Origin of the sequence: Janthinobacterium sp. DSP2-3-3 (assembly GCF_049897325.1) — a bacterium.
Lineage (GTDB): Bacteria > Pseudomonadota > Gammaproteobacteria > Burkholderiales > Burkholderiaceae_D > Janthinobacterium.
The window spans coordinates 332418-358934 of sequence record NZ_JAFCWA010000004.1; the positions used below are offsets into that span (position 1 = coordinate 332418).

Annotated in this window: 25 protein-coding genes; 15 read left to right on the plus strand and 10 right to left on the minus strand. The window is 62.8% G+C overall.

The annotated features are described in order from the left end of the window. Positions 1 to 7: 7 nt before the first annotated feature. From prmA to ACP7DE_RS10520, 6 genes are all read right to left on the minus strand, one after another. On the minus strand, positions 8 to 952 hold the full coding sequence (gene prmA, locus ACP7DE_RS10495) for a 50S ribosomal protein L11 methyltransferase (RefSeq protein ID WP_426072042.1): 945 nt from the start codon (positions 950 to 952) through the stop codon (positions 8 to 10). Further along, the gene (gene accC / locus ACP7DE_RS10500) at positions 949 to 2364 is read right to left on the minus strand and encodes an acetyl-CoA carboxylase biotin carboxylase subunit (RefSeq protein ID WP_101482775.1); all 1416 of its coding nucleotides are present in this window, start codon (positions 2362 to 2364) and stop codon (positions 949 to 951) included. The genes prmA and accC overlap by 4 nt, the downstream gene beginning before the upstream one ends. 101 nt (positions 2365 to 2465) lie before the next feature. Beyond that, entirely contained in the window at positions 2466 to 2930 is a 465-nt protein-coding gene (accB, locus tag ACP7DE_RS10505; protein ID WP_426072043.1) for an acetyl-CoA carboxylase biotin carboxyl carrier protein, read from the minus strand. Positions 2931 to 3020: 90 nt separating this feature from the next. Beyond that, positions 3021 to 3458: a type II 3-dehydroquinate dehydratase gene (gene aroQ / locus ACP7DE_RS10510; RefSeq protein ID WP_034746628.1), complete on the minus strand. Its 438-nt coding sequence runs from the start codon at positions 3456 to 3458 to the stop codon at positions 3021 to 3023. An 82-nt stretch (positions 3459 to 3540) separates the two neighbouring features. Next, positions 3541 to 4107, minus strand: a complete 567-nt coding sequence (locus tag ACP7DE_RS10515; protein ID WP_426072044.1) for a TlpA family protein disulfide reductase — start codon at positions 4105 to 4107, stop codon at positions 3541 to 3543. A gap of 19 nt (positions 4108 to 4126) precedes the next feature. Continuing rightward, positions 4127 to 4777 (minus strand): hypothetical protein, encoded by a 651-nt coding sequence (locus ACP7DE_RS10520; RefSeq protein WP_426072045.1) that lies wholly within the window; start codon positions 4775 to 4777, stop codon positions 4127 to 4129. Positions 4778 to 4892: 115 nt separating this feature from the next. Between ACP7DE_RS10520 and mpl the strand changes: the two genes are divergently transcribed. The 7 genes from mpl (at position 4893) to mtgA (ending at position 12115) form a co-directional block, all read left to right on the plus strand. Continuing rightward, positions 4893 to 6281 (plus strand): UDP-N-acetylmuramate:L-alanyl-gamma-D-glutamyl-meso-diaminopimelate ligase, encoded by a 1389-nt coding sequence (gene mpl, locus ACP7DE_RS10525; protein ID WP_426072046.1) that lies wholly within the window; start codon positions 4893 to 4895, stop codon positions 6279 to 6281. Next, positions 6278 to 6862: a YqiA/YcfP family alpha/beta fold hydrolase gene (locus ACP7DE_RS10530; RefSeq protein WP_426072047.1), complete on the plus strand. Its 585-nt coding sequence runs from the start codon at positions 6278 to 6280 to the stop codon at positions 6860 to 6862. The genes mpl and ACP7DE_RS10530 overlap by 4 nt, the downstream gene beginning before the upstream one ends. Next, a complete protein-coding gene (locus ACP7DE_RS10535; protein WP_426072048.1) occupies positions 6859 to 7473 on the plus strand; it encodes a chorismate--pyruvate lyase family protein in 615 nt (204 codons plus the stop codon). The genes ACP7DE_RS10530 and ACP7DE_RS10535 overlap by 4 nt, the downstream gene beginning before the upstream one ends. Before the next feature lie 2 nt (positions 7474 to 7475). Then, positions 7476 to 9563, plus strand: a complete 2088-nt coding sequence (locus tag ACP7DE_RS10540) for an RNB domain-containing ribonuclease (protein ID WP_426072049.1) — start codon at positions 7476 to 7478, stop codon at positions 9561 to 9563. A 133-nt stretch (positions 9564 to 9696) separates the two neighbouring features. Beyond that, the gene (locus ACP7DE_RS10545) at positions 9697 to 10554 is read left to right on the plus strand and encodes an energy transducer TonB family protein (protein ID WP_426072179.1); all 858 of its coding nucleotides are present in this window, start codon (positions 9697 to 9699) and stop codon (positions 10552 to 10554) included. Then, complete coding sequence (aroE, locus tag ACP7DE_RS10550; RefSeq protein WP_426072050.1) at positions 10551 to 11393, plus strand: shikimate dehydrogenase; 843 nt, start codon at positions 10551 to 10553, stop codon at positions 11391 to 11393. The genes ACP7DE_RS10545 and aroE overlap by 4 nt, the downstream gene beginning before the upstream one ends. After that, complete coding sequence (gene mtgA / locus ACP7DE_RS10555) at positions 11390 to 12115, plus strand: monofunctional biosynthetic peptidoglycan transglycosylase (protein ID WP_426072051.1); 726 nt, start codon at positions 11390 to 11392, stop codon at positions 12113 to 12115. The genes aroE and mtgA overlap by 4 nt, the downstream gene beginning before the upstream one ends. A gap of 64 nt (positions 12116 to 12179) precedes the next feature. Here the strand turns inward: mtgA and ACP7DE_RS10560 are convergent, their stop codons facing one another. Continuing rightward, positions 12180 to 12338: a hypothetical protein gene (locus tag ACP7DE_RS10560; protein ID WP_426072052.1), complete on the minus strand. Its 159-nt coding sequence runs from the start codon at positions 12336 to 12338 to the stop codon at positions 12180 to 12182. On the opposite strand from ACP7DE_RS10560, the gene corA reads away from it, so the two are divergent. Next, entirely contained in the window at positions 12337 to 13302 is a 966-nt protein-coding gene (corA, locus tag ACP7DE_RS10565; RefSeq protein WP_034746658.1) for a magnesium/cobalt transporter CorA, read from the plus strand. The genes ACP7DE_RS10560 and corA overlap by 2 nt on opposite strands. A gap of 26 nt (positions 13303 to 13328) precedes the next feature. On the opposite strand, the gene ACP7DE_RS10570 is transcribed toward corA, so the two are convergent. Then, entirely contained in the window at positions 13329 to 13811 is a 483-nt protein-coding gene (locus ACP7DE_RS10570; RefSeq protein ID WP_426072053.1) for a nuclear transport factor 2 family protein, read from the minus strand. A gap of 205 nt (positions 13812 to 14016) precedes the next feature. On the opposite strand from ACP7DE_RS10570, the gene ACP7DE_RS10575 reads away from it, so the two are divergent. Next, positions 14017 to 14733, plus strand: a complete 717-nt coding sequence (locus ACP7DE_RS10575) for an HAD family hydrolase (protein WP_426072054.1) — start codon at positions 14017 to 14019, stop codon at positions 14731 to 14733. A 125-nt stretch (positions 14734 to 14858) separates the two neighbouring features. On the opposite strand, the gene hemL is transcribed toward ACP7DE_RS10575, so the two are convergent. Then, a complete protein-coding gene (gene hemL / locus ACP7DE_RS10580; RefSeq protein ID WP_426072055.1) occupies positions 14859 to 16148 on the minus strand; it encodes a glutamate-1-semialdehyde 2,1-aminomutase in 1290 nt (429 codons plus the stop codon). 64 nt (positions 16149 to 16212) lie between these two features. Then, on the minus strand, positions 16213 to 17070 hold the full coding sequence (gene thiD / locus ACP7DE_RS10585) for a bifunctional hydroxymethylpyrimidine kinase/phosphomethylpyrimidine kinase (RefSeq protein ID WP_426072056.1): 858 nt from the start codon (positions 17068 to 17070) through the stop codon (positions 16213 to 16215). A 96-nt stretch (positions 17071 to 17166) separates the two neighbouring features. On the opposite strand from thiD, the gene ACP7DE_RS10590 reads away from it, so the two are divergent. From ACP7DE_RS10590 to ACP7DE_RS10615, 6 genes are all read left to right on the plus strand, one after another. Continuing rightward, positions 17167 to 17319 (plus strand): rubredoxin, encoded by a 153-nt coding sequence (locus ACP7DE_RS10590; protein WP_010401308.1) that lies wholly within the window; start codon positions 17167 to 17169, stop codon positions 17317 to 17319. An 86-nt stretch (positions 17320 to 17405) separates the two neighbouring features. Further along, positions 17406 to 17828 carry a response regulator gene (locus tag ACP7DE_RS10595; protein WP_426072057.1) on the plus strand — a complete coding sequence of 141 codons (423 nt, stop codon included), beginning with the start codon at positions 17406 to 17408 and terminating at the stop codon, positions 17826 to 17828. Positions 17829 to 17863: 35 nt separating this feature from the next. Continuing rightward, positions 17864 to 18229, plus strand: coding sequence for a response regulator (locus ACP7DE_RS10600; protein WP_426072058.1), 366 nt, complete (start codon positions 17864 to 17866; stop codon positions 18227 to 18229). Positions 18230 to 18240: 11 nt separating this feature from the next. Continuing rightward, positions 18241 to 18861 (plus strand): chemotaxis protein CheW, encoded by a 621-nt coding sequence (locus tag ACP7DE_RS10605; RefSeq protein WP_426072059.1) that lies wholly within the window; start codon positions 18241 to 18243, stop codon positions 18859 to 18861. Next, on the plus strand, positions 18861 to 21098 hold the full coding sequence (locus ACP7DE_RS10610; RefSeq protein WP_426072060.1) for a methyl-accepting chemotaxis protein: 2238 nt from the start codon (positions 18861 to 18863) through the stop codon (positions 21096 to 21098). The genes ACP7DE_RS10605 and ACP7DE_RS10610 overlap by 1 nt, the downstream gene beginning before the upstream one ends. A 74-nt stretch (positions 21099 to 21172) precedes the next feature. After that, positions 21173 to 26506 carry an Hpt domain-containing protein gene (locus tag ACP7DE_RS10615; protein ID WP_426072061.1) on the plus strand — a complete coding sequence of 1778 codons (5334 nt, stop codon included), beginning with the start codon at positions 21173 to 21175 and terminating at the stop codon, positions 26504 to 26506. The last annotated feature ends 11 nt before the right edge of the window (positions 26507 to 26517 follow it).

Consider the following 26517-nt stretch of genomic DNA (forward strand, 5'->3'; position numbering starts at 1 on the left):
GCTGTGCTTATGCACCTTCCGCGCGGGGCGCAGGTGCTTGCGTACTGCCCAGGCGGCCATGCAGGGCCACCCAGCCATCTTGCTCGGCCCAGACACCCAGTTCGATGAACGGTGCGTAGGCAGCGGCCACTTCTTCCGCCTGGCGTGCCAGCACGCCGGACAGGATCAGGGCGCCGCCGTCGGCGACGCGACCCGACAGCATCGGCGCCATCAGCTTCAATGGGCTCGACAGGATGTTGGCGACGACGATGTCAAATTTCGCCGTGGCGTGTGCCGAAGTGGCAAACGTGTCTGGCAAGAAATATTCGATCTCGCACTGGTTGCGTTCGGCATTCTCGCCAGCCGATTCGATGGCTTGCGGGTCGATATCGACGCCGACGACAGTTTGCGCACCGAGTTTCTTGGCCACCATGGCCAGGATGCCGGAGCCGCAACCGTAGTCGAGCACGCTCTTGCCAGGGGCGGGATTGGCTTCCAACCACTCCATGCACAGGCGCGTGGTCGGATGGCTGCCCGTGCCGAAGGCCAGGCCCGGGTCCAGTTCCAGGATCAGGCCATCAGGATCCGGTGCCTCGTGCCAGCTGGGTACGACCCAGATATTCTTGCCGATGTGAATCGGCGCGAATTGCGACTGGGTCAGGCGCACCCAATCCTGCTCTTCCACGGGGCGCATGGTAAATGCCGGTACCGTTGCCATGCCGACAGCTGCGGCGGCTGCGGCCACGATGGCGGCCTGGTCGGCGTCGACGTCGGTCAGCGCCACCACGCGGCTGCGTTCCCACGCCGCTTCCTTCGGTTCCATGCCGGGCTCGCCAAACAAGGGCTGCTCGGCATCCGTGCCTTCATCGGCGTCTTCCACAGAGACCGACAGAGCGCCCGCTTCCATCAACGCGTCGGACATGGCCTCGGCGTTGTCACGGGCGATTTCGATGACGATTTCCGTCCAGCTCATGCGCCCGCCTTGATTTCGGACTTCTTGGCGATGCTGGGGCTGCCGCCATTCAGATTCTTGCCCAGGTCCGGCATGTCGGCCAGTTTCTGTTCCAGATAGTGAATGTTGGTGCCGCCTTCGATGAAGCGCGCATCGATCATCAATTCGCGGTGCAGGGCGATATTCGTGTTGATGCCTTCGACCACCATTTCGGACAGGGCGATCTGCATGCGGCGGATCGCTTGCTCGCGCGTGGCGCCGTAAGCGATCACTTTGCCGATCATCGAGTCGTAGTGCGGCGGCACGTAGTAGCCGGCGTAAGCGTGCGAGTCGACGCGGATGCCAGGGCCGCCCGGTGCATGCCACGACACGATCTTGCCTGGCGATGGCGTGAACTTGAAGGGATCTTCGGCATTGATGCGGCACTCGATGGCGTGGCCCGACAGCAAGACGTCGCGCTGGCGGAAACGCAGTTTTTCGCCGGCGGCGATGCGGATCTGTTCTTGTACGATATCGATGCCGGTAATCATCTCGGTGACGGGATGCTCGACTTGCACGCGGGTATTCATTTCAATGAAATAGAACTCGCCGTTTTCGTACAGGAATTCGAACGTGCCGGCGCCGCGGTAGCCGATTTTGCGGCAGGCTTCGGCGCAACGGTCGCCAATTTTCTCGATCAGCTTGCGCGGGATGCCCGGCGCTGGCGCTTCTTCGATGACTTTCTGGTGGCGGCGCTGCATGGAGCAATCGCGCTCGCCCAACCAGACGGCGTTCTTGTGTTCGTCGGCCAGGATCTGGATTTCCACGTGGCGCGGATTTTCCAGGTACTTCTCCATATACACTTCAGGGTTGCCGAAAGCCGTGCCGGCTTCCGTCTTGGTCATCGCCACGGCGTTGATCAGGGCAGCTTCCGTGTGCACCACGCGCATGCCGCGTCCGCCACCGCCGCCGGCAGCCTTGATGATGACCGGGTAGCCGACCTTGCGGGCAATTTGCACGATCGCTTTCGGATCGTCCGGCAAGGCGCCTTCCGAGCCGGGGACGCACGGTACGCCAGCCTTGATCATGGTTTGCTTGGCCGACACTTTGTCGCCCATCAAACGGATCGATTCGGAGCGGGGGCCGATGAAGACGAAGCCCGATTTCTCGACGCGTTCGGCAAAGTCGGCGTTTTCCGACAGGAAGCCATAGCCAGGGTGAATCGCTTGTGCATCCGTCACTTCAGCGGCGCTGATGATGGCGGGCATGTTCAGGTAGCTCAGGGATGACTGTGCCGGGCCGATACAAACGGATTCGTCGGCCAGCTTGACGTATTTCGCGTCCTTGTCGGCTTCGGAGTGGACTACAACCGTTTTAATGCCCATTTCGCGGCAGGCGCGCTGAATACGGAGGGCAATTTCACCACGGTTGGCAATCAGGATTTTTTCAAACATGGTAGGTTCGCGTATGTCTGTGAGAGCCGGCGAGCCGGCGAAACAACAAGTGTGAGGGGCTAAAACTGCAAACGGCCGTTGCCGGCCGTGTGGACTGGGTTTTAGCCGATCACAAACAAGGGTTGACCGAATTCGACCGGTTGGCCGTTTTCGACCAGGATCTGGGTCACGACACCGGCTTTATCGGTGTCGATTTCATTCAGGAGCTTCATCGCTTCGATGATGCACAGGGTATCACCTTCCTTGACGGTAGCGCCCACTTCAACGTATGCGGCGGTGCCAGGAGCGGAGGAGCGGTAGAAGGTACCGACCATCGGCGACTTGACCACATAGCCCGTTGGCTCGGCGGCCACCACGACGGCAGACGCCGCAGCGGGAGCGGCGGCTGGCGCGGCCGGCTGATAGTGGGCTTGCATGCCTTGCGGCTGCATCATGACCATCTGGTTTTGCGGCATGGCCGACGATTTGACGATGCGAACCTTGCTTTCGCCTTCGGTAACTTCCAGCTCTGCGATATCCGATTCGGCGACCAGGTCGATCAAGGTCTTGAGTTTTCGTAGATCCATGTAAAACCCCTAGGAATGTAGTTTGTTTTATGAGTGATGCGGTGATGTCCAGAACCTATCGCCGCGCTAAATGCGTGCAGATCGCGTAGATTAACGTTTTTTAAGCGCAAAGTCGATGGCAAACCGATATCCATCGATACCCAGGCCGCAGATCGTCCCCTGCGCGATCGCGCTGAGAAATGAGTGATGTCGAAACGTTTCGCGTTGATAAATATTCGAGATATGCACTTCCACGAACGGAATGGCGACCCCGGCCAGCGCATCGCGCAAGGCAACGCTGGTATGGGTCAGGCCGCCCGGATTGATGACGATGGCATCGATCCCTTCCGCTCGCGCGGCATGGATGCGGTCGATCAGCGCGCCTTCATGGTTGCTTTGAAAGCAGACCAGGTCGGCACCGGCCGCCATGGCTTGCGCCATTGCTGCCTGTTCGATATCGGCCAAGGTGCTGGCGCCGTAGACCTCAGGCTCGCGCGTTCCCAGCAAATTCAGGTTGGGACCGTTGAGCAGAAGGAGGTTTTTTGCCATGTATGGAAGACCGTTTTAGCGAAAGTTCCGCATTTTGCCGCCAAAGATACGCATTGGCAAGAGAAAAAAGCACGCTCCGAATTTACAATTTATCCAGATCGGCGCGCAACTGATCAAATTTTAAGCGGCCCAGATAGGTCTTTTTGACTTCGCCATCGGCGCCGATCAGCACCGTAAAGGGCAAACCGCCCGTGGCATTGCCAAAATGGCGCGATAGATCGGTGCCGCTCAGGCCGGATACATACACGGGATAGGCGATCTTGAACTTGCTGGCAAAAGTGGCAATATTGCTGGCCGAATCGATACCGATGCCGATCACTTGCAGGTTTTTCGCCGCGTAGTGGCCTTGCACTTCGGATAACTCCGGCATTTCTTCCACGCATGGCGGACACCATGGGGCCCAGAAATTGACCAGCAAATTCTTGCCTTTCCATTGTGATAAGGCTTGCGTGGTGCCTGCCGCGTCCGGCAGGGACAGCGCATACAGCTCGTTGACGGGCCCCGTCGCGCCTGGCGCGATGGTGGTCGTCTGCGGCCCCGCTTCTTTCCCCGCTGCTTTCACTTTTTCCTTGCCCAAACCGACGTAGGCGCCCATGCCGCCAAACATCAGCGCAACGATGGCGCAGGCGATCCAATTCTTTTTTGTCATAACTTTATCTATATCAATGTTAGTCGGCAGCCGGCACGCCATCGGCGAGGCTGGCGGCCAGCAGGCTGCGCAGCCCCGCGATGTCGGTGCGCAGCACTTTGCCGTCCGCCTTGGCTTTCAGCGCGCCGCGCATATCGTCGAGCTCATACATGGCTGCGTGCACGCCTTCGTTTTTCCATAAGAAATTGGCTGTCTCGACCGCATCATAACGCGCTCCCTTGAAATGCGGGCTTTCCGACATGTCGAGCACGACATTTTTATTGAGCAGGAAGATGTGGATGTCCTTGGCGCTCTCGGCAAACAGCTGCACATAGATCTCGTCGTGCGGGCCGGCCGTGCCGTTCAGCACGGGGCCGCTGAGCAGGGGATGAAATTGTTGCAACGCTTCCATGACCTGCAGCGCTATCGTGCGCAGCTGGAACAGGCGCGCAGGCTGGCTGTCGGCGAGGAACAGGGCATTGTATTGCCGCAGCTGTTCCTCGATCATGTCGTTATCGGGCAGTATATTTGGCCGATTCGTGGGCCGGTTCGGCGCGTCGCCGAGGACCTGCCGCGCCGCCTTGCGCTTGGCGCTGCCATAGTCGGCGCCATCCTGCGCCACCAGGCGCGCGGCAGCGGCGGCAATTTCCAGGCGCAACTGCGCGCTATCGTCAAATGCATCGTTCGTCATGAGCGAGATGATACTCCGAAGCGGAAAAAGTCATGGCGTCAGGTAAAATCCCACACTTGCTCTTTTTTATCTCACCGTCTTACTTACTTAAGCGTGCACCTTTCGCACTGAACACATGCATATTCATATTCTCGGCATTTGCGGTACCTTCATGGGCGGCCTGGCCGTGCTGGCCAAGGAAGCCGGCCATAAAGTCACTGGTTGCGATGCCAACGTGTATCCGCCGATGAGCACCCAGCTGGAATCGCAGGGAATCGAACTGATCCAGGGTTTTGATCCGGAACAAACCCAGCTGAACCCGGATTTGTATGTGATTGGCAATGTGGTCTCGCGCGGCAATCCGCTGGTGGAAGAAATTCTAAACCGCAGCCTGCCGTATGTGTCTGGTCCGCAGTGGATCGGCGAACATATCTTGCGCAACAAGTGGGTGCTGGCCGTGGCCGGCACGCATGGCAAGACGACCACCTCGGCCATGCTGGCCTGGATACTCGAAGATGCGGGCTACGCGCCGGGCTTCCTGATCGGCGGCGTGCCGATGAACTTTGGCATTTCCGCCCGCCTCAGCGGCAAGATCGACGGCAAGAGCGCCGATTCTGACTTCTTCGTCATCGAAGCCGATGAATACGATACGGCTTTCTTCGACAAGCGCAGCAAGTTCGTGCATTACCACGCGAAGACGGCCATCATGAATAACCTGGAATATGATCACGCCGACATCTTCCCCGATTTGCACGCGATCGAGACGCAATTCCACCATCTGGTGCGCACCGTGCCCGGTATCGGCCGCCTGGTGTTCAACGGCGACGAAGCGTCGCTACAGCGCGTGCTGGCGCGTGGTTGCTGGAGCGAAAAGGAAAGTTTTGGTCAGGATGCCAACTGGCAACTGCAAGAGCAGGCCGATGGCAGTTTCGACGTGTATTTCAATGGCCGGCAGGAAGGCCATGTGGCGTGGGCGCTCACGGGCAAGCACAACCGCAGCAATGCGCTGGCGGCCATCGCCGCCGCACGTCACGTGGGCGTGCCCATTGCCCAGGCCTGCGCCGCGCTGGCCACGTTTGACAGTGTCAAGCGCCGCATGGAAGTGCGCGGCGTGGTCAACGACATTACCGTATATGACGATTTCGCGCATCACCCGACGGCCATTGCCACCACGGTGGGCGGGCTGCGGCAAAAAATCGGCAAGACAGTTGATAATAAGGGACGCATCCTGGCCGTGCTGGAACCGCGTTCGAACACCATGAAGCTGGGCGCCATGAAAGATGCGCTGCCCGGCAGCCTGAAGGACGCCGACCTGGTCTTCGGTTTCGGCAGCCATGCCGCGCTGGGCTGGAGCCTGGGCGACGCGTTGGCGCCGCTGGGCAAGATTGCCAGTGCCTATGAAGACATCGATACCTTGGTTGCCGCCGTGGCCGCTAGCGCCCGTCCCGGCGACCAGATCGTGGTCATGAGCAACGGCGGCTTTGGCGGCGTGCACCAGAAATTGCTGGAGGCGCTGGGCCGATGATTCTGTACCTGCATGGATTTCGCTCGTCACCCCTGTCGATGAAGTCGCGCCTGCTGGCCGCGCAAATGCAGGCGCTGGGCCGCGAAGCAGAGTGGCTGTGCCCGCAATTGCCGGCCTCGCCCAAGCTGGCCATCGCACTGGCCTTGTCGCTGGTCAAGGATGTGGCGCCCGCCGAACTGACGATTATCGGCTCCTCGCTGGGCGGCTATTACGCCACTTGGCTGGCCGAGCAACTGGGTTGCCGCGCCGTGCTGCTCAATCCCGCCATCGTGCCCCTGATCGACCTGGAACAGCATGTGGGGGTGACGACAGAGTTTCATTCTGACAAGCCATTCGAGTTCAAGCGCGCATACATAGCCGAGCTGGGAACCTTTGCTGTAGAGAAGATTACTGAGCCGCAACGCTATTTCCTGATTGCCGCCACCGGTGATGAAGTACTCGACTACCGCGACATGCTGGCGCATTATCAGGGGGCGCAGCAGTGCGTCATCGACGGCAGCGACCATGGCATCAGCGAATTTGCCGCCTACCTGTCGCCCGTGCTCGCATTTTGCTGCATCCCGACGGACGCCGCCCGGTGAGGCCGGGTTCGCTGCGCCAGGCGCAATGGCATGCGCACGTCAACGCCATCAATGCGCCACCGGCCTTGCGTCACTGGCTGACGGGCGGCGGTTCGCTGACGGCCAAGCTGAAAGCGCATAGTCAGGCATTTCGCGTGCAATGTTTGCACCAGGAAACAGCGCGCTGTTTGAGCGACGAGGCCGCCAGCATCGGCTTGCACCGCGCGGGTCGGGTATGGGAACGCGAAGTGCTGTTGCGTTGTGATAATAAACCGGCCGTGTTTGGTCATACCGTCGTGCCCATGCAGGCGACGGCCACGGACTGGCCCTTGTTTTCCGCGCTGGGCGAACGTTCGCTGGGCACGACCCTGTTTGGCGACCGCATGGTGCGGCGCGGCACACTGGAATTTGCCCGCTTGCGCGCCGGCCACCCGCTGGTGCAGCGGGCGCAGGCGGCGCTGGCACGGGAAAGGCAGCGCGCCGACGAGCCGGCGCTGTTTTTTGCCCGCCGCTGCCTGTATCAGCGTTACCAGGGCTTGCTGCTGGTAACAGAAGTATTTTTGCCGGCGGTGCTCGAGTTGACGTCCACCACTCGTACCGTTGCAACCGACACATTAATAAACAAAGCATAACAATGAATCTATTTTTTGAAGAATCCGGCGATTTCAAGGTCGGCACGGTCCTGTCGCAAGCGGGTGAAGCGTATCAAGTGGAAATGGCCAGCGGCAAGCGCACCAAGGTCAAGATCAAGGATGTGCTGCTGCAGTATGAAAAGCCGGCCCCGGCCGAGCTGCTCGAGCAAGCCAAAGCTGTTGCTGCCGAGATCGATCTCGATTTCCTGTGGGAAGTAGCGGGCGAAGACGAGTTCGGCTTTGCCGAGCTGGGCGCCGAGTATTTCGGCCACGCCCCGTTGCCGCCGGAAGCGGCTGGGCTGATCCTGGCCCTCCATTCGGCGCCCGTATATTTCTACAAGAAGGGGCGCGGCCGCTACAAGGCGGCGCCGGAAGCGTCCTTGAAGGCGGCGCTGGCCGGCATCGAAAAGAAAAAGCAGCAGGCGCTGGTGCAAGCCGCGTATGTGGAAGAGCTGAAACAGAACCGCTTGCCTGCCTCGATGCAGACGATGGTGCTGCAACTGCTGTTCAAGCCCGACAAGAACACTATCGAATACAAGGCGCTGGAAGCGGCGTGCACGGAATTGCACACGACGCCGCCGCGTTTGATGCTGGCTGTCGGTGGTATTGCTTCACCGAAAGACTTGCACCTGTCGAAATTCCTCTTTGAAAATTTCCCCAAGGGCGCCGGCTTCCCGAGCGTGCCCGTACCCGCCGTGACGGCCAAGCTGCCGCTGGCCGATGTGGCCGCCTTCTCTATCGACGACGTGACCACCACCGAGATCGACGATGCTTTCTCCGTGCAACCGTTGCCCGATGGCACCGTGAAAGTGGGCATCCACATCGCCGCGCCCGGCCTGGGCATCCGCCCGGACGACGTGATCGACAAGATGGCGCGCCAGCGCATGTCGACCGTCTACATGCCGGGCGACAAGATCACCATGCTGCCGGACGAAATCGTGAATGCGTTCACGCTCGCTGAAGGTACGACGTGCCCGGCACTGTCGCTGTACGCGACGCTGGACCCGAAAGCCGACTGGGCCGTGATCAGCACGCAGACGCGCGCCGAGCTGGTGCCGATTGCCAGCAATTTGCGCCACAACCAGCTCGATGACCTGGTCAACGAGGAAACCCTGGCCAGTGGCGAAGGCGAGTACCCGCACAAGGCCGATTTTGCCGTGCTGTGGCAATGGGCACAGCAGCTGGAGCAAGGCCGCATGAAGAAGCGCGAAGCGTTCGGCCTGAAGCCGGAACAGAATAACCGTGTCGATTTCAATTTCTATGTGGAAAATGATATCGTCAGCGTGGCGCGCCGCAAGCGTGGCGCGCCGCTCGACAAGATCGTCGCCGAACTGATGATTTTTGCCAACAGTACCTGGGGCAAGATGCTGCACGACCATGGCGTGCCCGGCATCTACCGCAGCCAGGGTGGCGGCAGTGGCAATAGCTGGGCGGCAAAGATGCAGGTGCGCATGGTCACCCATGCGGCGCCGCACCAGGGTCTGGGCGTGGATCAATACGCATGGAGTACTTCCCCCTTGCGCCGCTACACGGACCTGGTGAACCAGTGGCAAATCATTGCCTGCGCCGAGCATGGCGTGACGGCGCCGCTGGTGGCCCCGTTCAAGCCGCGCGATGCGAATCTGTTCGCCATCGTCTCGGCGTTTGACGCCGCATATGCCGCATATGGCGATTTCCAGTCGAACATGGAACGCTATTGGTGCTTGCGCTGGCTGCACCAGGAAAACGCGCGCCAGGTCGATGCCGTGGTCTTGAAAGATGAAATCCTGCGCCTGGTCGACATTCCGCTGGTCATCAAGCTGCCAGGCATGCCATCGGTGGCGCGCGGCGCCCAGGTGAAACTGGACTTGCTGCGCTGGGATGAAGTCGACCTGAGCATTGAAGCGCGCCTGCTGGAAATCGCCACCGTGCCCGATGCGGCGGCCGATGCCGAGCTGGACTACGAGGAAGAGGCGGGCGATGCGTCCCCTGAAGATGGCGACGTGACGGCTGAAGCATCGCCGGAAGCGGCCAACCAGGTCAGCGACGCCGATGCGGAAGTGGCGGAACTGGCCAGCGAAGACGTGGTCAGCGAGCCCGAGGTCAAGTAAGGCATCCAAGCCACAAGGCGGTGCTGAAAACTGTTGCCGGCATCGCCCTTTGACGTAGAATTCAGGCATCTTGTATCTTGTGTTGTAAAGAACTGGGTTGCGCGTGAAGTCTTTCCGAGAGTATCGTTTCCTGATGATTGCCGTGGCGGTATCGCTGCTGGCGCACGGCGCCTTGCTGGCGATGCATTTTGTCGCCCCGGCCCCGCAGCGGGCCGTGGCCACGGATCCCGGCCTGGAAGTGATCCTGGTCAACGCCAAGCATGCCAATACACCCCTGAAGGCCGAGGCCCTGGCGCAAGCCAACCTCGACGGTGGTGGTCAGGCCGACAAGGGCCGGGCCAAGTCGCCCTTGCCTGACATGCGCAAGGTGGAAGAGGGCGACAGCGTCAAGGCCAACGCCCGGCGCATTGCCGAACTGGAACAAAAACAGCAGGAGCTGCTGACGCAGGCGGCCAAGCCGACGCCTTACAGCGCCGCGCCCGTCACGGAAAAGGACAAACCCAATCCCCTGGCATCGGGCTCGGACTTGATGGAAAGTAGCAAGGCCATCGCGCGCATGGCGGCCGAGATCAGCCAGACCGTGGAAGACCAGAACAAGCGTCCCCGCAAGACCTTCATTACCCCCAGCACGCAGGAGGTCGGCTATGCCATGTATTACAAGACCTTGCAAAAGCGCATCGAGGAAATCGGCACCCTGAATTTCCCGCAAAAGAATGGCCGCAAGATGTATGGCGAACTGGTCGTCTACATTCCCATCTTCCAGGACGGCACGATTTACCAGAAGGAAGGCGGCGCCCGCGTGGAGAAAAGCTCGGGCAACCCGGCGTTGGATGCGGCGGCCCTGGCCATCGTGCGCCGCGCGGCGCCTTTCGGCCGTTTCCCACCGAATATGTTGTCGAGTGATAAAGATGACCTATGGGTCGTCATCACCCGTTTCAAATTTACCCGCGAAGAAAAAATGGAAGCTAACCTGACTGGCGGCAGCAATTGAGCAAGAAAAATATTAATCCTGATCAATATTGTGTATTCGGCAATCCTATCGCCCACAGCAAGTCCCCCCTGATACACGCCGCGTTTGCCCTGCAGACGGGCCTGGCCATGGTCTATGAACGCCGGCTGGCGCCGCTCGATGGCTTTGCCCTGGCGGCCCGCACGTTTGCCGCCGAGGGCGGCAAGGGCGCGAACGTGACGGTGCCGTTCAAGCTCGAAGCGTGTGCGCTGGCCACTGTCTTGACGCCGCGGGCCAGGGCGGCCGGTGCCGTCAATACCCTGCGTTTCGATGGCGAGACCATTCTTGGCGACAATACCGATGGCGCGGGCCTGGTGGCTGACATCGTGCGCAACGCGGGCGTGGCCATCGCCGGCAAGCGCATCCTGCTGCTGGGCGCGGGCGGCGCGGCGCGCGGCGTGGTGCTGCCCTTGCTGGAACAGGCGCCGCAGCAAGTGTTCATTGCCAACCGCACCGTGGCCACGGCCGAGGCGCTGGTGGCGCAGTTTGCCGATGCGGCGAGTCACGCTGTCCAGCTGCGCGCAGGTAGCTTCGCGCAGGCGGACGGCCAGTTCGATATCGTCATCAATGCCACCTCGGCCAGCCTGGCGGGCGACTTGCCGCCGGTGCCGCCGAGTATCTTCGGCAGCCACACCCTGGCGCTGGACATGATGTATGGCGCGCAAGCCACCGTCTTCATGGACTTTGCCGCGCAGCATGGCGCGCAGGTGCGCGACGGCCTGGGCATGCTGGTGGAGCAGGCGGCAGTAGCGTTTTACGTGTGGCGCGGCGTGCGGCCGCAGACGCAGGACTTGTTGGTGCAATTGCGGGGCAGCCTGTGAGCGGCGGCAAGAAGGGCGCGCGCAAAGGCGCTAGCCGCTACGGCTGGATCAAGTGGCTGTTCATCGTGCCCGTGCTGGCCTTCATCGTCGTGCAACTGTATTTCTTCCTGCAAATCTGGTGGTGGATCGACCATAACCCGTCCAGCACGGCCTTTATGCGCGAACAGTTGTCTGTCTTGCAGGACAAGAATCCGAACGCCACGATCAAGCAGAGCTGGGTGCCTTACAACCGCATCTCGAACAATCTGAAACGGGCCATCATCGCCTCGGAAGACGCGAATTTCTCCGAACATGAAGGCGTGGACTGGGAAGCCTTGCAAAAGGCATATGAAAAAAATAGCAAGAAGCAGAAGGTCGTGGCGGGCGGCTCCACCATCACGCAGCAGTTGGCGAAGAATCTGTTCCTGTCCGGTTCGCGCAGCTATGTGCGCAAGGGCCAGGAGTTGATCATCACGTATATGCTGGAAAGCCTGATGGAAAAGCAGCGTATTTTCGAGATTTATTTGAACGTGGTGGAATTTGGCACGGGCATCTTTGGTGCCGAAGCGGCCGCGCGCCACTATTACCGGGTCAGCGCGGCGGGCTTGAGCGCCGGACAGGCGGCGAAACTGGCCGTGATGCTGCCAAACCCGCGCTTTTACGACCGTCACCGCGATACGGGCTATCTGAACCGGCGCACGGGTGTCATCCTGCGCCGCATGGGAGCGGCCGAATTGCCTTGATGGCGGCCAGCTTTCTTTGCATAAAATCAAAGCTGCCTGATTGGCATTATTGCGGAACAGCATCTTAATCGGCGCCGTTGGTGCAACGCCGCACTTTTTCCGCGAAAAAGCGCTGCCGGGGGTGGTCGTGAAAAGGCCTTTGCGGGTACACTTGCGCTGTTTTCACTTTTGGCGCCAGCGCCAGCACATCACGATAACCCAACATCCGGCTGAGAGCGCGCATGATCAATGTCTTTGTATTACAGAATGGCCGGCTCAACCAGGTGCCGATCGACAGCCGCGCAGACCTCGAAAATGCCGAACCGGTGTGGGTCGACCTGACCGACCCCACCGATGATGAACGGGCCTGGGTCAAGGCCATCTACAACGTCACCCTGCCGGGTGAAGACGAAGTCAAGGATATTGAAGCATCGGCCCGCTATTACGAAGCGGAAAACGGCGACTTGCATCTGCGCACGGACTTCTTGCGCGAAGAAGACGACGGTCCCTCGCGCGTCATCACTGTGGCCTTCATTCTGGCCCGCAAGATTCTGTTTTCCATGCATACGGACGATTTGCCCGTGTTCCGCCTGGTGCGCATGCGCGCCCGTTCGCGGCCAGGTTCGATCGCCGACTACATGGATGTGCTGCTCGACTTGTACGCCACCGACGCCGAATATTCGGCTGACGTGCTCGAAGGCATCTACCAGAATCTGGAAGAGGTCAGCACGCGCGTGCTGCAAAAGGAATTTACCGATGCGCACGCGGCCGAAGCGCTGAATGCGATTGCCCACGAGGAAGATTTGAATGGCCGCATCCGTCGCAACATGATGGATACGCGCCGCGCCGTCAGCTTTTTGATGCGCGGCCGTCTGTTAAATTCCGAACAATTCGAGGAAGCGCGGCAGATTTTGCGTGATATCGAATCGCTCGACGGCCATACCTCGTTCCTGTTTGACAAGATCAACTTCCTGATGGACGCCACTGTCGGTTTCATCAACATCAACCAGAACAAGATCATCAAGATATTCTCGGTGGCCAGCGTGGCCTTCCTGCCGCCGACCCTGATCGCCAGCGTGTACGGCATGAACTTCAAGCTGATGCCGGAACTGGAATGGTCGTTCGGTTATCCTTGGGCCTGGGGCCTGATGATCACCAGCGCCATCGCGCCCTTCCTGTACTTCCGCCATCGCGGCTGGCTGAAATAAGCAAACGGGCCAGCAGGCCCGTTTTTTCAAGGAGCCGGTTTTTTCGGCGCGATGCCCGTGTATTGCGCGGACAGCAGTTTCCACACCGCTCCCTCCTTTTTCGCCACATAGCTGGCGCGCAGGGCCATGGCGCGCTGCTGTCCGCCCATCTGCACCGTCACCGCCAGCCTGGCGATCAGCACGGCGGTATCGCCCGCGACGCGCATGAACGGTTCTTCCACCATGATGACGGGGGCGGCGGATTTTTTCTCTGGCGCATAAAACGCCAGCATCTTTTCGCGCGTGTCGACGTCGCCCAGTGGCGAGACTTCGGCGTAATTGTCGGCCGTCAAGGCTGTCAGGGCCGGTACGTCAAAACTGGCTTGCGCCGCCACGTGCTGGCGCACGAGCTTGAGGACGGCAGCATCGTCGTCCGCCGCCCGTGCTGGCAGCGCAGCCGTCACGAAGGCAAACGCGGCAATTGTGGAAATCAGGGATAATCGGTCTTGCAAAAAGTGATTGCGAGTCATGGTATCGATCCTGTTGAGCCTGATTCAAACGATCAGGGCAAGGAGAGTATGCCATTGAAGTTATATAAAAGAAATTACTTCATGCCGCCGATGCCCGGCACGCAACGCACAGTATCGGGATGTGGCCGGCCAGGCGTAGCGCGCCACGTCCCCCTGTTTTATGCTGGCGGTGCGCACGGTGTGCGCCGCCCCTACTGGAGAATACATGCCTGACACCGTTCCTTCCCTTCCGCGTTTCACCCACCTGATCAGCGACTGCGATGGCGTGCTGATCGACAGCGAAGCCGTGGCCCTGCAAGCGCTGCTGGAATTGCTGGCGCCGCGCCTGCCCAACCTCCCCCAGGGCGTCACCCTGCAAGGCTTGATCGAGCCGCGCCTGGGCCAGCGCCTGGTGCCGCTGATGCAGGATATCTACAAGGAGCTGGGCTTGCCGCAATTGCCGGCCGATGACATCATGGCCATCGGCAACGCCGTCGATGCGGCCTGCGATGCGCAGCTGCGCGCCGTGCCCGGCGTGGCGCAGGCGCTGGCCGCCATTCCCCTGCCCAAGGCCGTGGCCTCGAACAGCGTCAGCGCACGCGTGCTGTCGGCGCTCGAACGCACGGGCATGGCGCCGCTGTTTGACCGTCGTGTTTTCACGCCGGACCTGGTGGGCCATGCCAAGCCGCATCCGGGCGTCTACCTGGCGGCGGCTGCCGCCTTTGGCGTGCCGCCAGGTCAATGCCTGGTGCTGGAAGACAGCGTCACGGGCGTGACGGCCGCCGTGGCGGCAGGCATGACGGTGCTGGGATTCATCGGCGGCGGGCATATCGCGCCGGGCCAGGAAGCGCGCCTGAAGGCGGCCGGCGCGCATGTCGTGTTCAGCGACATGGCCAGCCTGCCGGAATTGGTAGCGGCGCAGCTACAAAGTGCTACAGTGTAACGACACCTGACAAAACCGTAGCGAGCGGCAGTGATTTGTGGCCGAGAAGCGCAACCGTACTGAAGTACGGTGAGCATCGCCGGCCGCAAAGCGCGACGCGCAGTAGGTTTTGTCAGGTGTGTACCTTACGCCAGCTTGGCAAACACCTTGCGCGCCGCGGCGATGGTGGCGTCGATGACGGCATCATCGTGCTGAGCCGAGACGAAGCCCGCCTCGAAGGCGGCTGGCGCAAAGTACACGCCTTCGTCCAGCATGGCGTGGAAGAAGGCGTTGAACTTGCTGCGGTCGCCCGCCATCATTTCCGCGTAGCTGGTCGGTGGCGTGACGCTGAAATAAATGCCGAACATGCCGCCGATGTAGTCGGCGCAGAAAACCACGCCCGCCTCTTTTGCGGCGGTCGTCAAGCCTTCGGCCAGGCGCTTGGCGGTGGCGCCCAGTTGCTCGTAGAAGCCTGGCTGCTGGATCAGTTTCAAGGTGGCCATGCCGGCCGCCACGGCGACCGGATTGCCCGATAGGGTGCCCGCCTGATAGACGGCGCCCAAGGGCGCCATGTGGTGCATCAGCGCCGCGCTGCCGCCGAAGGCCGCCACCGGCATGCCGCCGCCAATCACCTTGCCCAGCGCGGTGAGATCGGGTTTGATGCCGTATAGCGCCTGCGCGCCGCCCAGGGCCACGCGCAAGCCACACATGACTTCATCAAAAATGAGCAGGGCACCGTGCTGCGTGCACAGATCGCGCATCGCCTGCAGGAATTGCGGCGTGGCTTTCACCAGGTTCATGTTGCCAGCCACGGGCTCGACGATCACGCAGGCGATCTCCGCGCCGAAGCTGTCGAAGGCGTCCTTCAATTGCTCCACGTTGTTATAGTCGAGCACCAGGGTGTGCTTCACAAAATCTTCCGGCACGCCGGCCGAGGTCGGGTTGCCGAAGGTGAGCAAGCCGCTGCCCGCCTTTACCAGCAGTGAATCGGCGTGGCCGTGGTAGCAGCCTTCGAACTTGACGATCTTGTCGCGTCCCGTGGCGCCGCGCGCCAGGCGCAGGGCGCTCATGGTCGCTTCCGTGCCCGACGACACCAGGCGCACCTGCTCGATCGACGGCACCAGACGTGTGATTTCCTCGGCCATCAGCACTTCGCCTTCGGTTGGCGCGCCGAACGACAGGCCCAGCGCGGCCGCATCCTGCACTGCCTTGACCACCTCGGGGTGGGCGTGGCCGACAATGGCCGGGCCCCACGAGCCGATGTAGTCGATATAGCGCTTGCCATCGGCATCCCAGAAGTACGGGCCTTCGGCGCGCGTGATGAAGCGCGGCGTGCCACCGACGGAACGGAAGGCGCGCACGGGCGAGTTGACGCCGCCTGGCGTGGTTTTTTGTGCGCGGGCAAACAGGATGTCGTTCTGTGAAGTCGTCGTCATGATAATCGTGCCTTGAAAGTGGATCGTTGTCTGTGTCGTCTGGTCTGTCTGGTCTACTACAGAATTATTGGCCGTCGCGCTGGCGCTGCTGCCGGAACAGCCGGTTCGGCACCAGCTTGCCCATGCCGTGGCGCCGTGCGTGAGCCAGTGCGCCGGCAGTGAATTCCTGCGCCGCCACGACCACCTGTGGCACATCATCTTCGTTTTCCGCCAGGGCCAGCAGGGCGGTGGCCGCTGCCGACAAGGTGCTGCCGGCGCCGTTGAAGATGCCGGGTAGGTGCTGCCATACGTCGTGGCGTACCACGCCGTCTTCGCCGAACAGGGTATTGGCGCGCAACTTGCCTTCTGCCGTGCCGGACTTGCTGGCGTCGGCCGGCATGCCGGTGACGAGCACGTATTCGCAGCCCAGGGCTACCAGGTAATCGACATCGTTTTGCAGGGTGTCGTCCGGATCGGCGTCGCGCCAGGTTTCGGCCAGGCGCTCCAGTTCCACCGGCGAGAGCACCAGCAAGGTCGTTTGCGGGATCAAGAGCTGGCGCACGGCGGTGAGAATGTCTTCGTCGTCCATGCCCTGTTCCGGCAGCGCGGAAATGAAGGGATCGAGGATCAGCGGCACGTTCGGATAGTCGGAGACGATTTCTGCGATGGCTGTCACGTTTTCCACGCTGCCCAGGGCGCCGATCTTGATGGCCGCGACGGACATGTCTTCCAGCAGCACGCGCGCCTGGTCGGAAACCCAGTCCGGGTCGACCGCCTGCACGTCTTCCACGCGCGCTGTATCGCTGATCAACAGGCCCGTGGTGACCGACAGGCCATGGCAGCCGAAGGCTGAAAACGTGGCCAGGTCGGCCTGGATGCCGATCGCACCGACCGGATCGGACACGCCGAAGCTTAATATGAGGGGAGAAGTTTGGTTTTGCACGGCGGGTAGATTAAGATACCTAATTCAGCATTTTACTTGATTGAAGGGTGGCAGAACGTGAGTAGCAACGAAACAACGCAGCAATTCCAAACGTGGATGTGTCTAATTTGCGGCTGGGTTTATGATGAAGCGGCCGGTCTGCCCGACGAAGACATCGCTCCCGGCACGCGTTGGGCCGATGTTCCGATGAACTGGACATGTCCTGAATGTGGTGCGCGCAAGGATGATTTCGAGATGGTGGCGCTTTAATTCCTCCAGATCCGTGGCATGGTGCTGCCAGCACGCTGGTATCGCGGCAGCCTGTGCTATGGTATGAAAGATTGTCGAATAATCATATGACGCATCCCATCCTGCCCGAGGCACCGTCCGATGCCGAGTGCGTCAGCGCCACGATACTCGTCATCGACGACAGCGCGACGATACGCAGCGCGGCCGCGAAGATACTGGGCGAGGCAGGTTATCGCGTCGTGGTGGCGGAAAACGGCTTCGAGGCCTTGGCCAAGATCGCCGACTGCCAGCCGGCGCTGATCGTGTGCGACATTCTGATGCCGCGCCTGGACGGCTACCGCACGTGTGCGCTGATCAAGGCCAGTGCGGCCTTTCATGCCACGCCGGTGCTGATGCTGTCGTCGAAGGAGGGTTTGTTCGACCGTGCGCGCGGCGCCATGGCAGGCGCCAGTGCTTGCCTGGTCAAGCCGCTGGCGCGCGAGGCGCTGCTGGAGGCCGTGCGGCTGCACCTGGCCAGGCATTTTGAGTAAGTGGTTTATTGATTGACAACGCAGCAAGGAAGCAGATGGCCATACATACAATTCTGATCGTCGATGACTCGCCGACAGAACGCTATTACCTGAGCGAGATGCTGGTGCGTGCCGGTTATGCCGTCGTCACGGCGCAGGACGGTGCCGACGCGTTGGCGCAACTGAAGCAGTCCAAGCCCGACCTGATCTTGATGGATGTGGTGATGCCCGGTGCGAATGGCTTCCAGATCACGCGCGCGATTGCGCGCGATCCCGAACTGCAGGACGTGCCGGTGATTATCTGCTCCAGCAAGAGCCAGGAAACGGACCGCATCTGGGGCTTGCGCCAGGGCGCGCGCGATTACCTGGTCAAGCCGGTGGTCGAAGCCGAGCTGCTGGTCAAGATCGCTGCGCTTTCCTGAGAATGCAAACGATGCCAGGTTACGGCGTTTCCACAGCGGCCTTCCCGCCTGCCGCTGCCGCCATGCCATCCTTCGAGACGGGCGCGCGGCAGGGGCGCTTGCGCCAGTATCAGTTGCAATTGATCGAGCGGATACAGGCCGCGCGCGGCGGCGCGCTGGCCGCGCGCAAGGAACTGGGCGTGATGCTCGGTGGCCGGCCGTGCCTGCTCGACCTGACGCAGCTCGGTGAAATCGTCATTGCCGCCGGCGTGCAGATCCAGGGCGTGCCGCTGGCGCAGGACTGGTACCTGGGCCTGGCAGCCATGCGCGGGCGCCTGACGGGGGTCGTCGACCTGGCCCGCTACATGGGCGAACCGCCTTGCGCGGCAGGCAATCACTGCCGCATCATCACGTTTTCTCCCCGCCTGGGCCTCAATTGCGCTTTGCTGGTCGAGCGCGTACTGGGCTTGCGCCAGCTGCGCACGCTGCAATCCGTACCCTTGCCGGATGCGCCACCATCCTGGGCGGCGCAGGCGCTGTGCGACAGCGAAGGGCAGCAGTGGCTGCGCCTGGACCTGGCGCAGCTGGCGCAATCGGAACGCTTCCTCGATGCCGGTTTTGGCGGCCTGGCCGCACACAAGGATATTTGCTGATGGGCGCCCATTCCCCTATCCTGGCCGCTGGCATGCCCGAAGCGGAACACCTTGCTGGCGAGCCGGCATCGGCGGCCGACCTGCCGCTACGCTTGCGCGACGCGCTGGGACGGCGCAAGTCGCTGGCCAGCGCGCCGGTCAGCGACTTGAAGCTGCCGCTGATTGGCCATTTGCCGCTGCAAAAGCAATTAAGCATCCTGTCGACGGTGATGGCCCTGAGCCTGGCCGCCAGCCTGCTGTTCGTCGGCCTCAACACGCGCAGCGGCAATATCGCCTCGGCGCAGACGCAGCTGGCCAGCGACGCGCTGATGCATTCTCAGCGCATCGGCAAGGCTGCGCCGAATGCCGTGCAAGGCAATCCGGAAGCCTTCCGCCAGCTCGAGGAAAGCCGCAATGAACTGAACCAGGATTTCCGCCTCATGCTGCGCGGCGGGACGTATCACGGGCGCGATATCGGCGAGTCGCGTTCCGGCCTGCTGGCGGCGGTGGCCGACGCGCGCAAGAAGTGGGCCAGCAGCGACCGCGCAGCCAGCACCATCTTGCGCCTGAAGACGGAGCTGGGTGAATTCGACAAGACCTTGCAGCAATTGAACGCGCTGTCGCCGGCGTTGCTGGCGCAGACGGAAGAAATCGCGGCGCTCAAGGTACAGCACGGCGGCAACGCGCGCGACCTGGCCGTCATCGGCCGCCTGATGATGCTGAGCCAGCGCATGAGCCGCAGTGCCAGCGAGTTTCTGTCGTCGGGCAGCATCAGCTCGGAAACGGCATTTTCGCTGGGGCGCGACACGACGTATTTCCGTACTGCCGTCGAAGGCTTGCTCAATGGCAGCGTGGCGTTGCAATTGGCACCCACGCGCGACGCCGAATTGCGCGACCGGCTGGTGGCGCTGAAAGCCAGTTTCGACACTTACCAGAAAATGGTCTCGTCGATACTCGACCGGCTGGATAAATTCAGTTCGGCCAAGAGCGCCGAACAGCTGATCTTCAACGAGAACGAAGACCTGCGCCAGCGCTTGACCCTGCTGCAGCAGATGTACCATGTGAACCAGGAAACGCTGGGCATGGTTTTCTGGATGATGGTCGGCGGCGTGTTGCTGACCCTGATCGCGGCGGCCGGCATTGGCCGCGTGCTGCTGCAGGACTCCGTCAACCGCACGCGCGACGCCGAGCGGCGGCGCCAGGAGGCGGAAATCCTGCGCCTGCTGTCGCAGGAAAAGGAAGCGCAGGCCAAGGCCAAGAATGAGCAGAACCAGGCGGCCATCCTGCGCTTGATGAACGAATTGCAGAAGGTCGCCGACGGCGACCTGACGGTGCAGGCCACCGTGTCGGAGGATATCACAGGCGCCATCGCCGATTCCGTCAACTACACGGTCGAGGAATTGCGCGGCCTGGTGGGGCGCGTGACGGCGACGGCCGAGCAGGTCAACCGCGCCTCGACGCAGGCGCAAGGCATCTCCAGCAAGCTGCTGATCGCTTCACAGCAGCAGTCGCGCGAAATTCAGGGCGTCAGCGCCACCGTGGTCAAAATGGCCAATGCGATTACCGACGTGTCGAAGTCGGCCAGTGTCTCGGCCGACGTAGCGCGCCAGTCGGTGGCGGCGGCGCAGCAGGGGGCGACGGCGGTGGAAAACGCCATCAAGGGCATGCATGAAATCCGCGAGCAGATCCAGGATACCTCCAAGCGCATCAAGCGCCTGGGCGAATCGTCGCAGGAAATCGGCGAAATCACCGAGCTCATTTCCGACATCACCGAGCAGACCAACGTGCTGGCGCTGAACGCCGCCATCCAGGCCGCCTCGGCCGGCGAGGCGGGGCGCGGCTTCTCGGTCGTCGCCGAGGAAGTGCAGCGCCTGGCCGAACGCTCGGCCGCCGCCGCCAAGCAAATCGGTGCGCTGGTGCGCACCATCCAGGCCGACACCCAGGATGCGACGCGGGCGATGGAAAAATCCACGCAGGGCGTGGTCGAGGGCGCACACCTGTCCGACGCGGCCGGCGCTGCCTTGAACGATATCAGCCAGGTGTCGAAACACCTGGCTGAACTGATCCAGGGCATCTCGTTTGCCACCGGCACGCAGGCCAGCTCGGCCAGCGGCGTGGCCTTGAATATCCAGCATATCCTGAGCGTGACGGAGCAGACCCAGGACGGCACGCAGCAAACGGCGCAGTCGATCCACAAGTTGTCGATGCTGGCGCAGGAACTGAAAAACTCGGTGTCGCGCTTCCGCGTCGCCGCCTGAACGGCGCGCCATTCCAGGCGCGGCGTGTTGTGCGTACCGATTTTTTGCGCTACGATTTCTTTACCGAGGCATGCATGAGCACACCTGATAGTCCGCAGCAGTCCAAGCCGTTCGACAGCGAACCCCTGTCGTGGGTGATGCTGGAAATCCGCGAAGCGCTGGGCCGCTCGAAAACGGCGCTGTTCGAAGCGGGTGGCCGCGAGCGCGAGGAACGCGCCACGGCACTGCAGCATGCACGCTCGCACTTGCACCAGGCGCATGGCGCGCTGGTGATGGTGGACGTGGCCGGTGCCAGCCTGCTGACGGATGGCGCCGAACAGGCATTGACGCGCTTTCGCGACGGCAGCCTGGAATACACGCTCGACCATGCGCAGATCGTCGCCGGGCTGTATCAGGCCCTGATCGAATACCTGGAAGACCTGGTGGCCGGCACGCCGCCGCAGCCGACGCGTTTGTTCCCCTACTACCGCGACCTGCAAACCATGCTGGGCGCCGAGCGCAGTCACCCGGCCGACCTGTTTTTCCCGCCCTCGGCTATGCTGGAAGGCCATGCCATTGCGCTGGCGGACGCTCCCCTGGTGACCGATTATCCGGCCTGGCGCGGGCGCTTTGAAAAGTCCTTGCTGCCTTTCCTGAAGGCGCAGGATGACGCGGCGCGGCGCCAGCATGCGGGCGACCTGCACGCCACCCTGACCCTGGTGGCGGCCGCGCAGCAAGAAGCGCCGGCGCGTACCTTCTGGTTCGCCATGCAGGCGTTTGCAGGACTGGCGGCCAGCGGCGAGGGCATGGGCACGCTCAACGTCAAACAGTTGTTCGGCCTGATCAATCTGCAATTGCGCCGCCTGGCGCAGGGCACGGCCAGCCTGCCTGCATCGATGCTGCGCGACGCCTTGTTCTTCATCGCCTCCGCCGCCGAGCCGACGCCGGAGGCGCGCCAGCTGCGTGCCGCTTTTGCGCTGGAGGGGCTGGTGCCCGCCGACGTGGAAGCGCGGCGCTACGGCCAGGTCGACCAGGATGCCTTGCAAGGCGCGCGCACGGCATTGGCGCAGGCGCGCGCCAGTTGGAGCCGTCTGGCGCAAGCCGACCTGGATCCTGCCCTGGGCGAAGCATTCGAACAGTCCTTGCAGCAGGTGGCGGCGCAGACCGACATCTTGAAGCAGCCGGCCCTGGCCAGCCTGCTGCGCGAATGCGCGGCCGTGGCGCGGCAAGCCGTGGCCAGCGGGCGCAGTGCGGCCTTGGCGAATGAAATCGGCATGGCGCTGCTGTTTGCCGACACGGGCCTGGAGCAGGTGCGCCGCCTGCCCGACGATTTCGCCGGCAATGCGGAAACCATCGCCGCGCGCCTGCAGGCGCTGCTGGCTGGCGAAGCGCCGCCGCCCGTCACGGCGGGCGAGCTGTCGCGCCAGATCGAACAGGGACAGACCGTCGCCGCGCTGGCCGAGGACATGAAGACGGGCCTGCGCCAGGTGGAAAAGGTGCTCAACGCGTACTACGCGGATGCCTCGCGTGGCGTAGCGGGGTCCCTGGATGGCGTCGCGCCCGTGCTGGGGCAGTTGCAGCAGCAGTTGGCCGGGCTGGGACAGGACGACGCGCGCGCCGCCGTGCTGCAGGTCGACGCGGCCGTGCGGCAGCTGGCCGGTGGTGACGCCAATGCGGATACCAATGCGGAGGCGCACGCCGACGCGCTCGACGAGATCGCGCAAAATGTCAGCGCGCTGGGCTTTTTTATCGATATGCTGGGCCGCAACGCGCAGGCGGCCAGCGGGCGTTTCCATTTCGATGCCGCCGCCGGTACCTTTCGCGCCCTGCCCTTTGAAAAAGTCGCCGCCGCCGGCGTCGTGCCGGTGCCCTTGCTCGACCAGGCCCTGGCGCCCGCCGCGCCTGCCGGCGTGGATGCCGCGCCGGCAGTGACCGATGTCGATGCGCAGATGCTCGACATCTTCATCGCCGAAGCACGCGAAGTGCTGGCCTTTATCGATACCACGCTGGCCCTGCCGCGCGAGCAGGCCGCCAGCGGCGACCACCTGGCCATGCTGCGCCGCTCGTTCCATACACTGAAAGGCAGTAGCCGCATGATCGGCCTGGCGCAGTTTGCCGAGGCCGCCGGCGCCATCGAGCGTGTCATGAATACCTGGCTGGCCGAGGCGCGCCCTGCCAGCGACGACTTGTTCACACTGCTCAATTACGGCTGGTACCAGCTCAGCGAATGGGTGGCCGAACTGGAAGGCGGCGCAGGACGCGAGCGCGAGGCCGGCATGCTGCTGGCGGCGGCCGAGCGCGTGCGCGAAGGCGGTCCGTTCGAACTGCGCAAGCCGCGCCCGGCCGCGCCCGTTGCCAGCAATGGCAATGTGATCGGTTTTCCTTCCGCCACGGCGCCCGCCGCGCACGAAGCGCCTGACGATCACCTCAAGCATGTCGGCGAACTGCGCATCAGCCTTCCCTTGTACAACATCTACCTGGCCGAGACGGATGAATTGCTGCGCGTGCTGACGCGCGACTTCGGCGAATGGCGCCATGAACAGCGCGCCGTCAGCGCGGAGGCGCTGCAAGCCGTGCATACCCTGGCGGGAACGTCCGGCACGGTCGGCTTCCAATCCCTGCGCGACCTGGCGCACGCGCTCGAGACGGTGATCGAGACGGTGGTGCCGCCACTGGCCGGCTTGCGCGCCGCGCAGCACGACGTGCTGGAGCAGGCCACGCAGCGCATCGCGCAGATGCTGCAGGCGTTTGCGCTGGGCGACCTGGCGCCATCGCAGCCGGACATGATCGAAGCGCTCAACACCCTGTGGCGCGCCTTGACGGCGGCACCAGGCGCGGGCAAGGAAGAGCAGCTCGACGCCCTGTTTGCCGCCGCTTACGCCAGCATCGTCGGCATGCCGGCGCAGCCTGCCGAAGCGCAGGCCAACGCCTTGGCCGAGATCCCTGCGGCGCAGCTCGAGACCTTGTTCGAGGCAACGTATGCGAGCATCGTCGCCGATGCGCTGCAGTCGGCCGCGCCAGCCACGCCAGCCACGCCCGCAGCGCTGGCGCCGACGCCGACGCAGGACAGTGGCGCCAGCGATGACCTGTTCGACGCCGGTTTCGAGCACTCGCCGCCGTTGGAGCACGTGGAGCCGGAAGCGCCGGCGCCCACCATCATGCCGGCCGATGCGGCTGCGCTGCTGGCGGCGAGCGCCGGCATCAGCGATGAACTCGACCTTGATTTGCTGTCCGTCTTCCTGGAAGAGGGCGCCGACCTGCTGCCGCAGATCGGCGAGGCGCTGCGCAGCTGGCAGCAGCAGCCGCACGACAGCGGCCAGGCGCAGATGCTGCTGCGCACCCTGCATACCGTCAAAGGCAGCGCGCGCATGGCCGGCGCCATGCGCCTGGGCCAGCATGCGCATGAAATCGAGACGCATATCGAAAACATGCTGCACGCAGGTACCGCCACGCCGCAGGCTTTCGATGAATTGCTGGCCCATTACGACCATGCGCTGCACCTGTTCGAACAGTTGCAGCAGCCCTTGCTGCCTTTGCCAGGCATGGAAGACACGCCGGCGGCCGAACCGAAGGCGGCGCTGGTGCGCGTGCGCGCCGATATCCTCGACCGTCTGGTGAACCAGGCTGGCGAAGTGTCGATTACGCGCTCGAAGATGGAAAATGAAGTGGGCGTGCTGGGCGCTTCGCTGTCCGAGTTTTCCGACAACCTGGCGCGCCTGCGCCGACAGCTGCGCGAAGTGGAAATGCAGGCCGAATCGCAGATCGCCTCGCGCATGGCCGTCGGCAGCGAGCGCGATTTCGATCCGCTCGAATTCGACCGCTTTACGCGCTTGCAGGAACTCACGCGCATGATGGCTGAAAGCGTCAACGACGTGGCCTCGTTCCATGAAAACCTCAGCCACAGCGTCGATGCAGTGACGGACGACCTGGTGCTGCAGGCGCGCCTGACGCGCGAGCTGCAGCGCGACCTGATGCAGATCCGCATGGTGCCGTTTGCCAGCATTGCCGAACGCCTGTTCCGCGTGGCGCGGCAAAGCGCCAAGGAAGTCGACAAGCGCGTCAATCTCGATATCCGGGGCGGTGGCGTGGAAATCGACCGCAGCGTGCTCGAACGCATGGCGGCGCCCTTCGAGCACCTGCTGCGCAACGCCATCGTGCACGGCATCGAGCCGCGCGATGCCCGCCTGGCCGGAGGCAAGAACGAGACGGGCGAGCTGCTGATACAGGTCAGCCAGCAGGGCAATGAAGTGGCGATCGCTTTTTCTGACGATGGCGCGGGGCTGGACCTGGAACGCATCCGCGCCAAGGCGCACGGCGCCGGCCTGGTGGCGACGGATGCGCCTTTGACCGACGCGCAGGCGGCCGAGCTGATTTTCAAGCCCGGTTTTTCCACCGCCGACAGCCTGACGGAACTGGCCGGACGCGGTGTTGGCATGGACATCGTGCGTTCCGAGGCATTGGCCCTGGGCGGGCGCGTGGAAACGTTGACGCAGGCGGGACTGGGCATGCGTTTTACCATCCACTTGCCGCTGACCCTGGCCGTTACGCAAGTGGTGCTGCTGGCGGCGAACGGCAAGACGTATGCCTTGCCATCGGTGCTGGTGGAGCAGGTGTTGCACCTGAAAGGCGCGCAGCTGGAGCAGGTGCGGGCGGCCGGGTGCGTCGAGTCGCACGGGCAGTCGCTGGCGCTGCACCACCTGTCGGCCATGCTAGGCGAGACGCCGACGGCGCAGTCCACGCAGCGTTATGCACCCGTGCTGTTGCTGCGCAATGGCAATGACCGGCTGGCCTTGCAAGTCGATGACGTGGTGGGCAACCGCGAAGTCGTGGTCAAGCATGTGGGGCCGCAGCTGGCGCGCATGCCGGGCATCGCCGGCGCCACGGTGCTGGGCACGGGCGATATCGTGCTGATCCTCAATCCGGTGGCGCTGGCGCAGCACCTGGAACATCATCCGGAACTGCTGTCGCAATATGCGCTGGCCAGCAGCGAACAACATGCCGCTTCCAGCGCACTGGCCGTGCCAGCCGTGCGCGTGATGGTGGTCGACGATTCACTGACGGTGCGCCGCGTGATGCAGCGTTTGTTCGAGCGCGAAGGCTACCAGGTATTGCTGGCCAAGGATGGCGTCGATGCGCTGGAACAGCTGCATGCGCTGGAAGCCGCTGCCGTGCCGGCCCTGCTGCTGGTCGACGTGGAAATGCCGCGCATGGACGGTTTTGACTTGACGCGCAATGTGCGCAGCGACGACAAGACGCGCGCCATCCCCGTCATCATGATTACCTCGCGCAGCGCCGACAAGCACCGCGCGCACGCATTCGAGCTGGGCGTGAATGCGTATTTCGGCAAGCCGTTCCAGGAAGAGGAATTGCTGGCCGAAGTGCGGCGTTTACAAACGGGGGCGGGTTCCGAACCACCTCGGCAACCATGACAGGCGTGCAT

What these genes read in the sequence shown, in the direction of transcription:
- accC (WP_101482775.1), bottom strand. Translation starts at nt 2,364, where the DNA reads ATGTTTGAAAAAATCCTGATTGCCAACCGTGGTGAAATTGCCCTCCGT.
- hemL (WP_426072055.1), bottom strand. Translation starts at nt 16,148, where the DNA reads ATGACGACGACTTCACAGAACGACATCCTGTTTGCCCGCGCACAAAAA.
- ACP7DE_RS10590 (WP_010401308.1), top strand. Translation starts at nt 17,167, where the DNA reads ATGTGTCTAATTTGCGGCTGGGTTTATGATGAAGCGGCCGGTCTGCCC.
- prmA (WP_426072042.1), bottom strand. Translation starts at nt 952, where the DNA reads ATGAGCTGGACGGAAATCGTCATCGAAATCGCCCGTGACAACGCCGAG.
- ACP7DE_RS10615 (WP_426072061.1), top strand. Translation starts at nt 21,173, where the DNA reads ATGAGCACACCTGATAGTCCGCAGCAGTCCAAGCCGTTCGACAGCGAA.
- ACP7DE_RS10530 (WP_426072047.1), top strand. Translation starts at nt 6,278, where the DNA reads ATGATTCTGTACCTGCATGGATTTCGCTCGTCACCCCTGTCGATGAAG.
- ACP7DE_RS10515 (WP_426072044.1), bottom strand. Translation starts at nt 4,107, where the DNA reads ATGACAAAAAAGAATTGGATCGCCTGCGCCATCGTTGCGCTGATGTTT.
- ACP7DE_RS10560 (WP_426072052.1), bottom strand. Translation starts at nt 12,338, where the DNA reads ATGCGCGCTCTCAGCCGGATGTTGGGTTATCGTGATGTGCTGGCGCTG.
- ACP7DE_RS10570 (WP_426072053.1), bottom strand. Translation starts at nt 13,811, where the DNA reads ATGACTCGCAATCACTTTTTGCAAGACCGATTATCCCTGATTTCCACA.
- ACP7DE_RS10595 (WP_426072057.1), top strand. Translation starts at nt 17,406, where the DNA reads ATGACGCATCCCATCCTGCCCGAGGCACCGTCCGATGCCGAGTGCGTC.
- aroQ (WP_034746628.1), bottom strand. Translation starts at nt 3,458, where the DNA reads ATGGCAAAAAACCTCCTTCTGCTCAACGGTCCCAACCTGAATTTGCTG.
- accB (WP_426072043.1), bottom strand. Translation starts at nt 2,930, where the DNA reads ATGGATCTACGAAAACTCAAGACCTTGATCGACCTGGTCGCCGAATCG.
- ACP7DE_RS10520 (WP_426072045.1), bottom strand. Translation starts at nt 4,777, where the DNA reads ATGACGAACGATGCATTTGACGATAGCGCGCAGTTGCGCCTGGAAATT.
- ACP7DE_RS10605 (WP_426072059.1), top strand. Translation starts at nt 18,241, where the DNA reads ATGCCAGGTTACGGCGTTTCCACAGCGGCCTTCCCGCCTGCCGCTGCC.
- ACP7DE_RS10575 (WP_426072054.1), top strand. Translation starts at nt 14,017, where the DNA reads ATGCCTGACACCGTTCCTTCCCTTCCGCGTTTCACCCACCTGATCAGC.
- ACP7DE_RS10545 (WP_426072179.1), top strand. Translation starts at nt 9,697, where the DNA reads ATGATTGCCGTGGCGGTATCGCTGCTGGCGCACGGCGCCTTGCTGGCG.
- ACP7DE_RS10610 (WP_426072060.1), top strand. Translation starts at nt 18,861, where the DNA reads ATGGGCGCCCATTCCCCTATCCTGGCCGCTGGCATGCCCGAAGCGGAA.
- ACP7DE_RS10540 (WP_426072049.1), top strand. Translation starts at nt 7,476, where the DNA reads ATGAATCTATTTTTTGAAGAATCCGGCGATTTCAAGGTCGGCACGGTC.
- ACP7DE_RS10600 (WP_426072058.1), top strand. Translation starts at nt 17,864, where the DNA reads ATGGCCATACATACAATTCTGATCGTCGATGACTCGCCGACAGAACGC.
- corA (WP_034746658.1), top strand. Translation starts at nt 12,337, where the DNA reads ATGATCAATGTCTTTGTATTACAGAATGGCCGGCTCAACCAGGTGCCG.
- mpl (WP_426072046.1), top strand. Translation starts at nt 4,893, where the DNA reads ATGCATATTCATATTCTCGGCATTTGCGGTACCTTCATGGGCGGCCTG.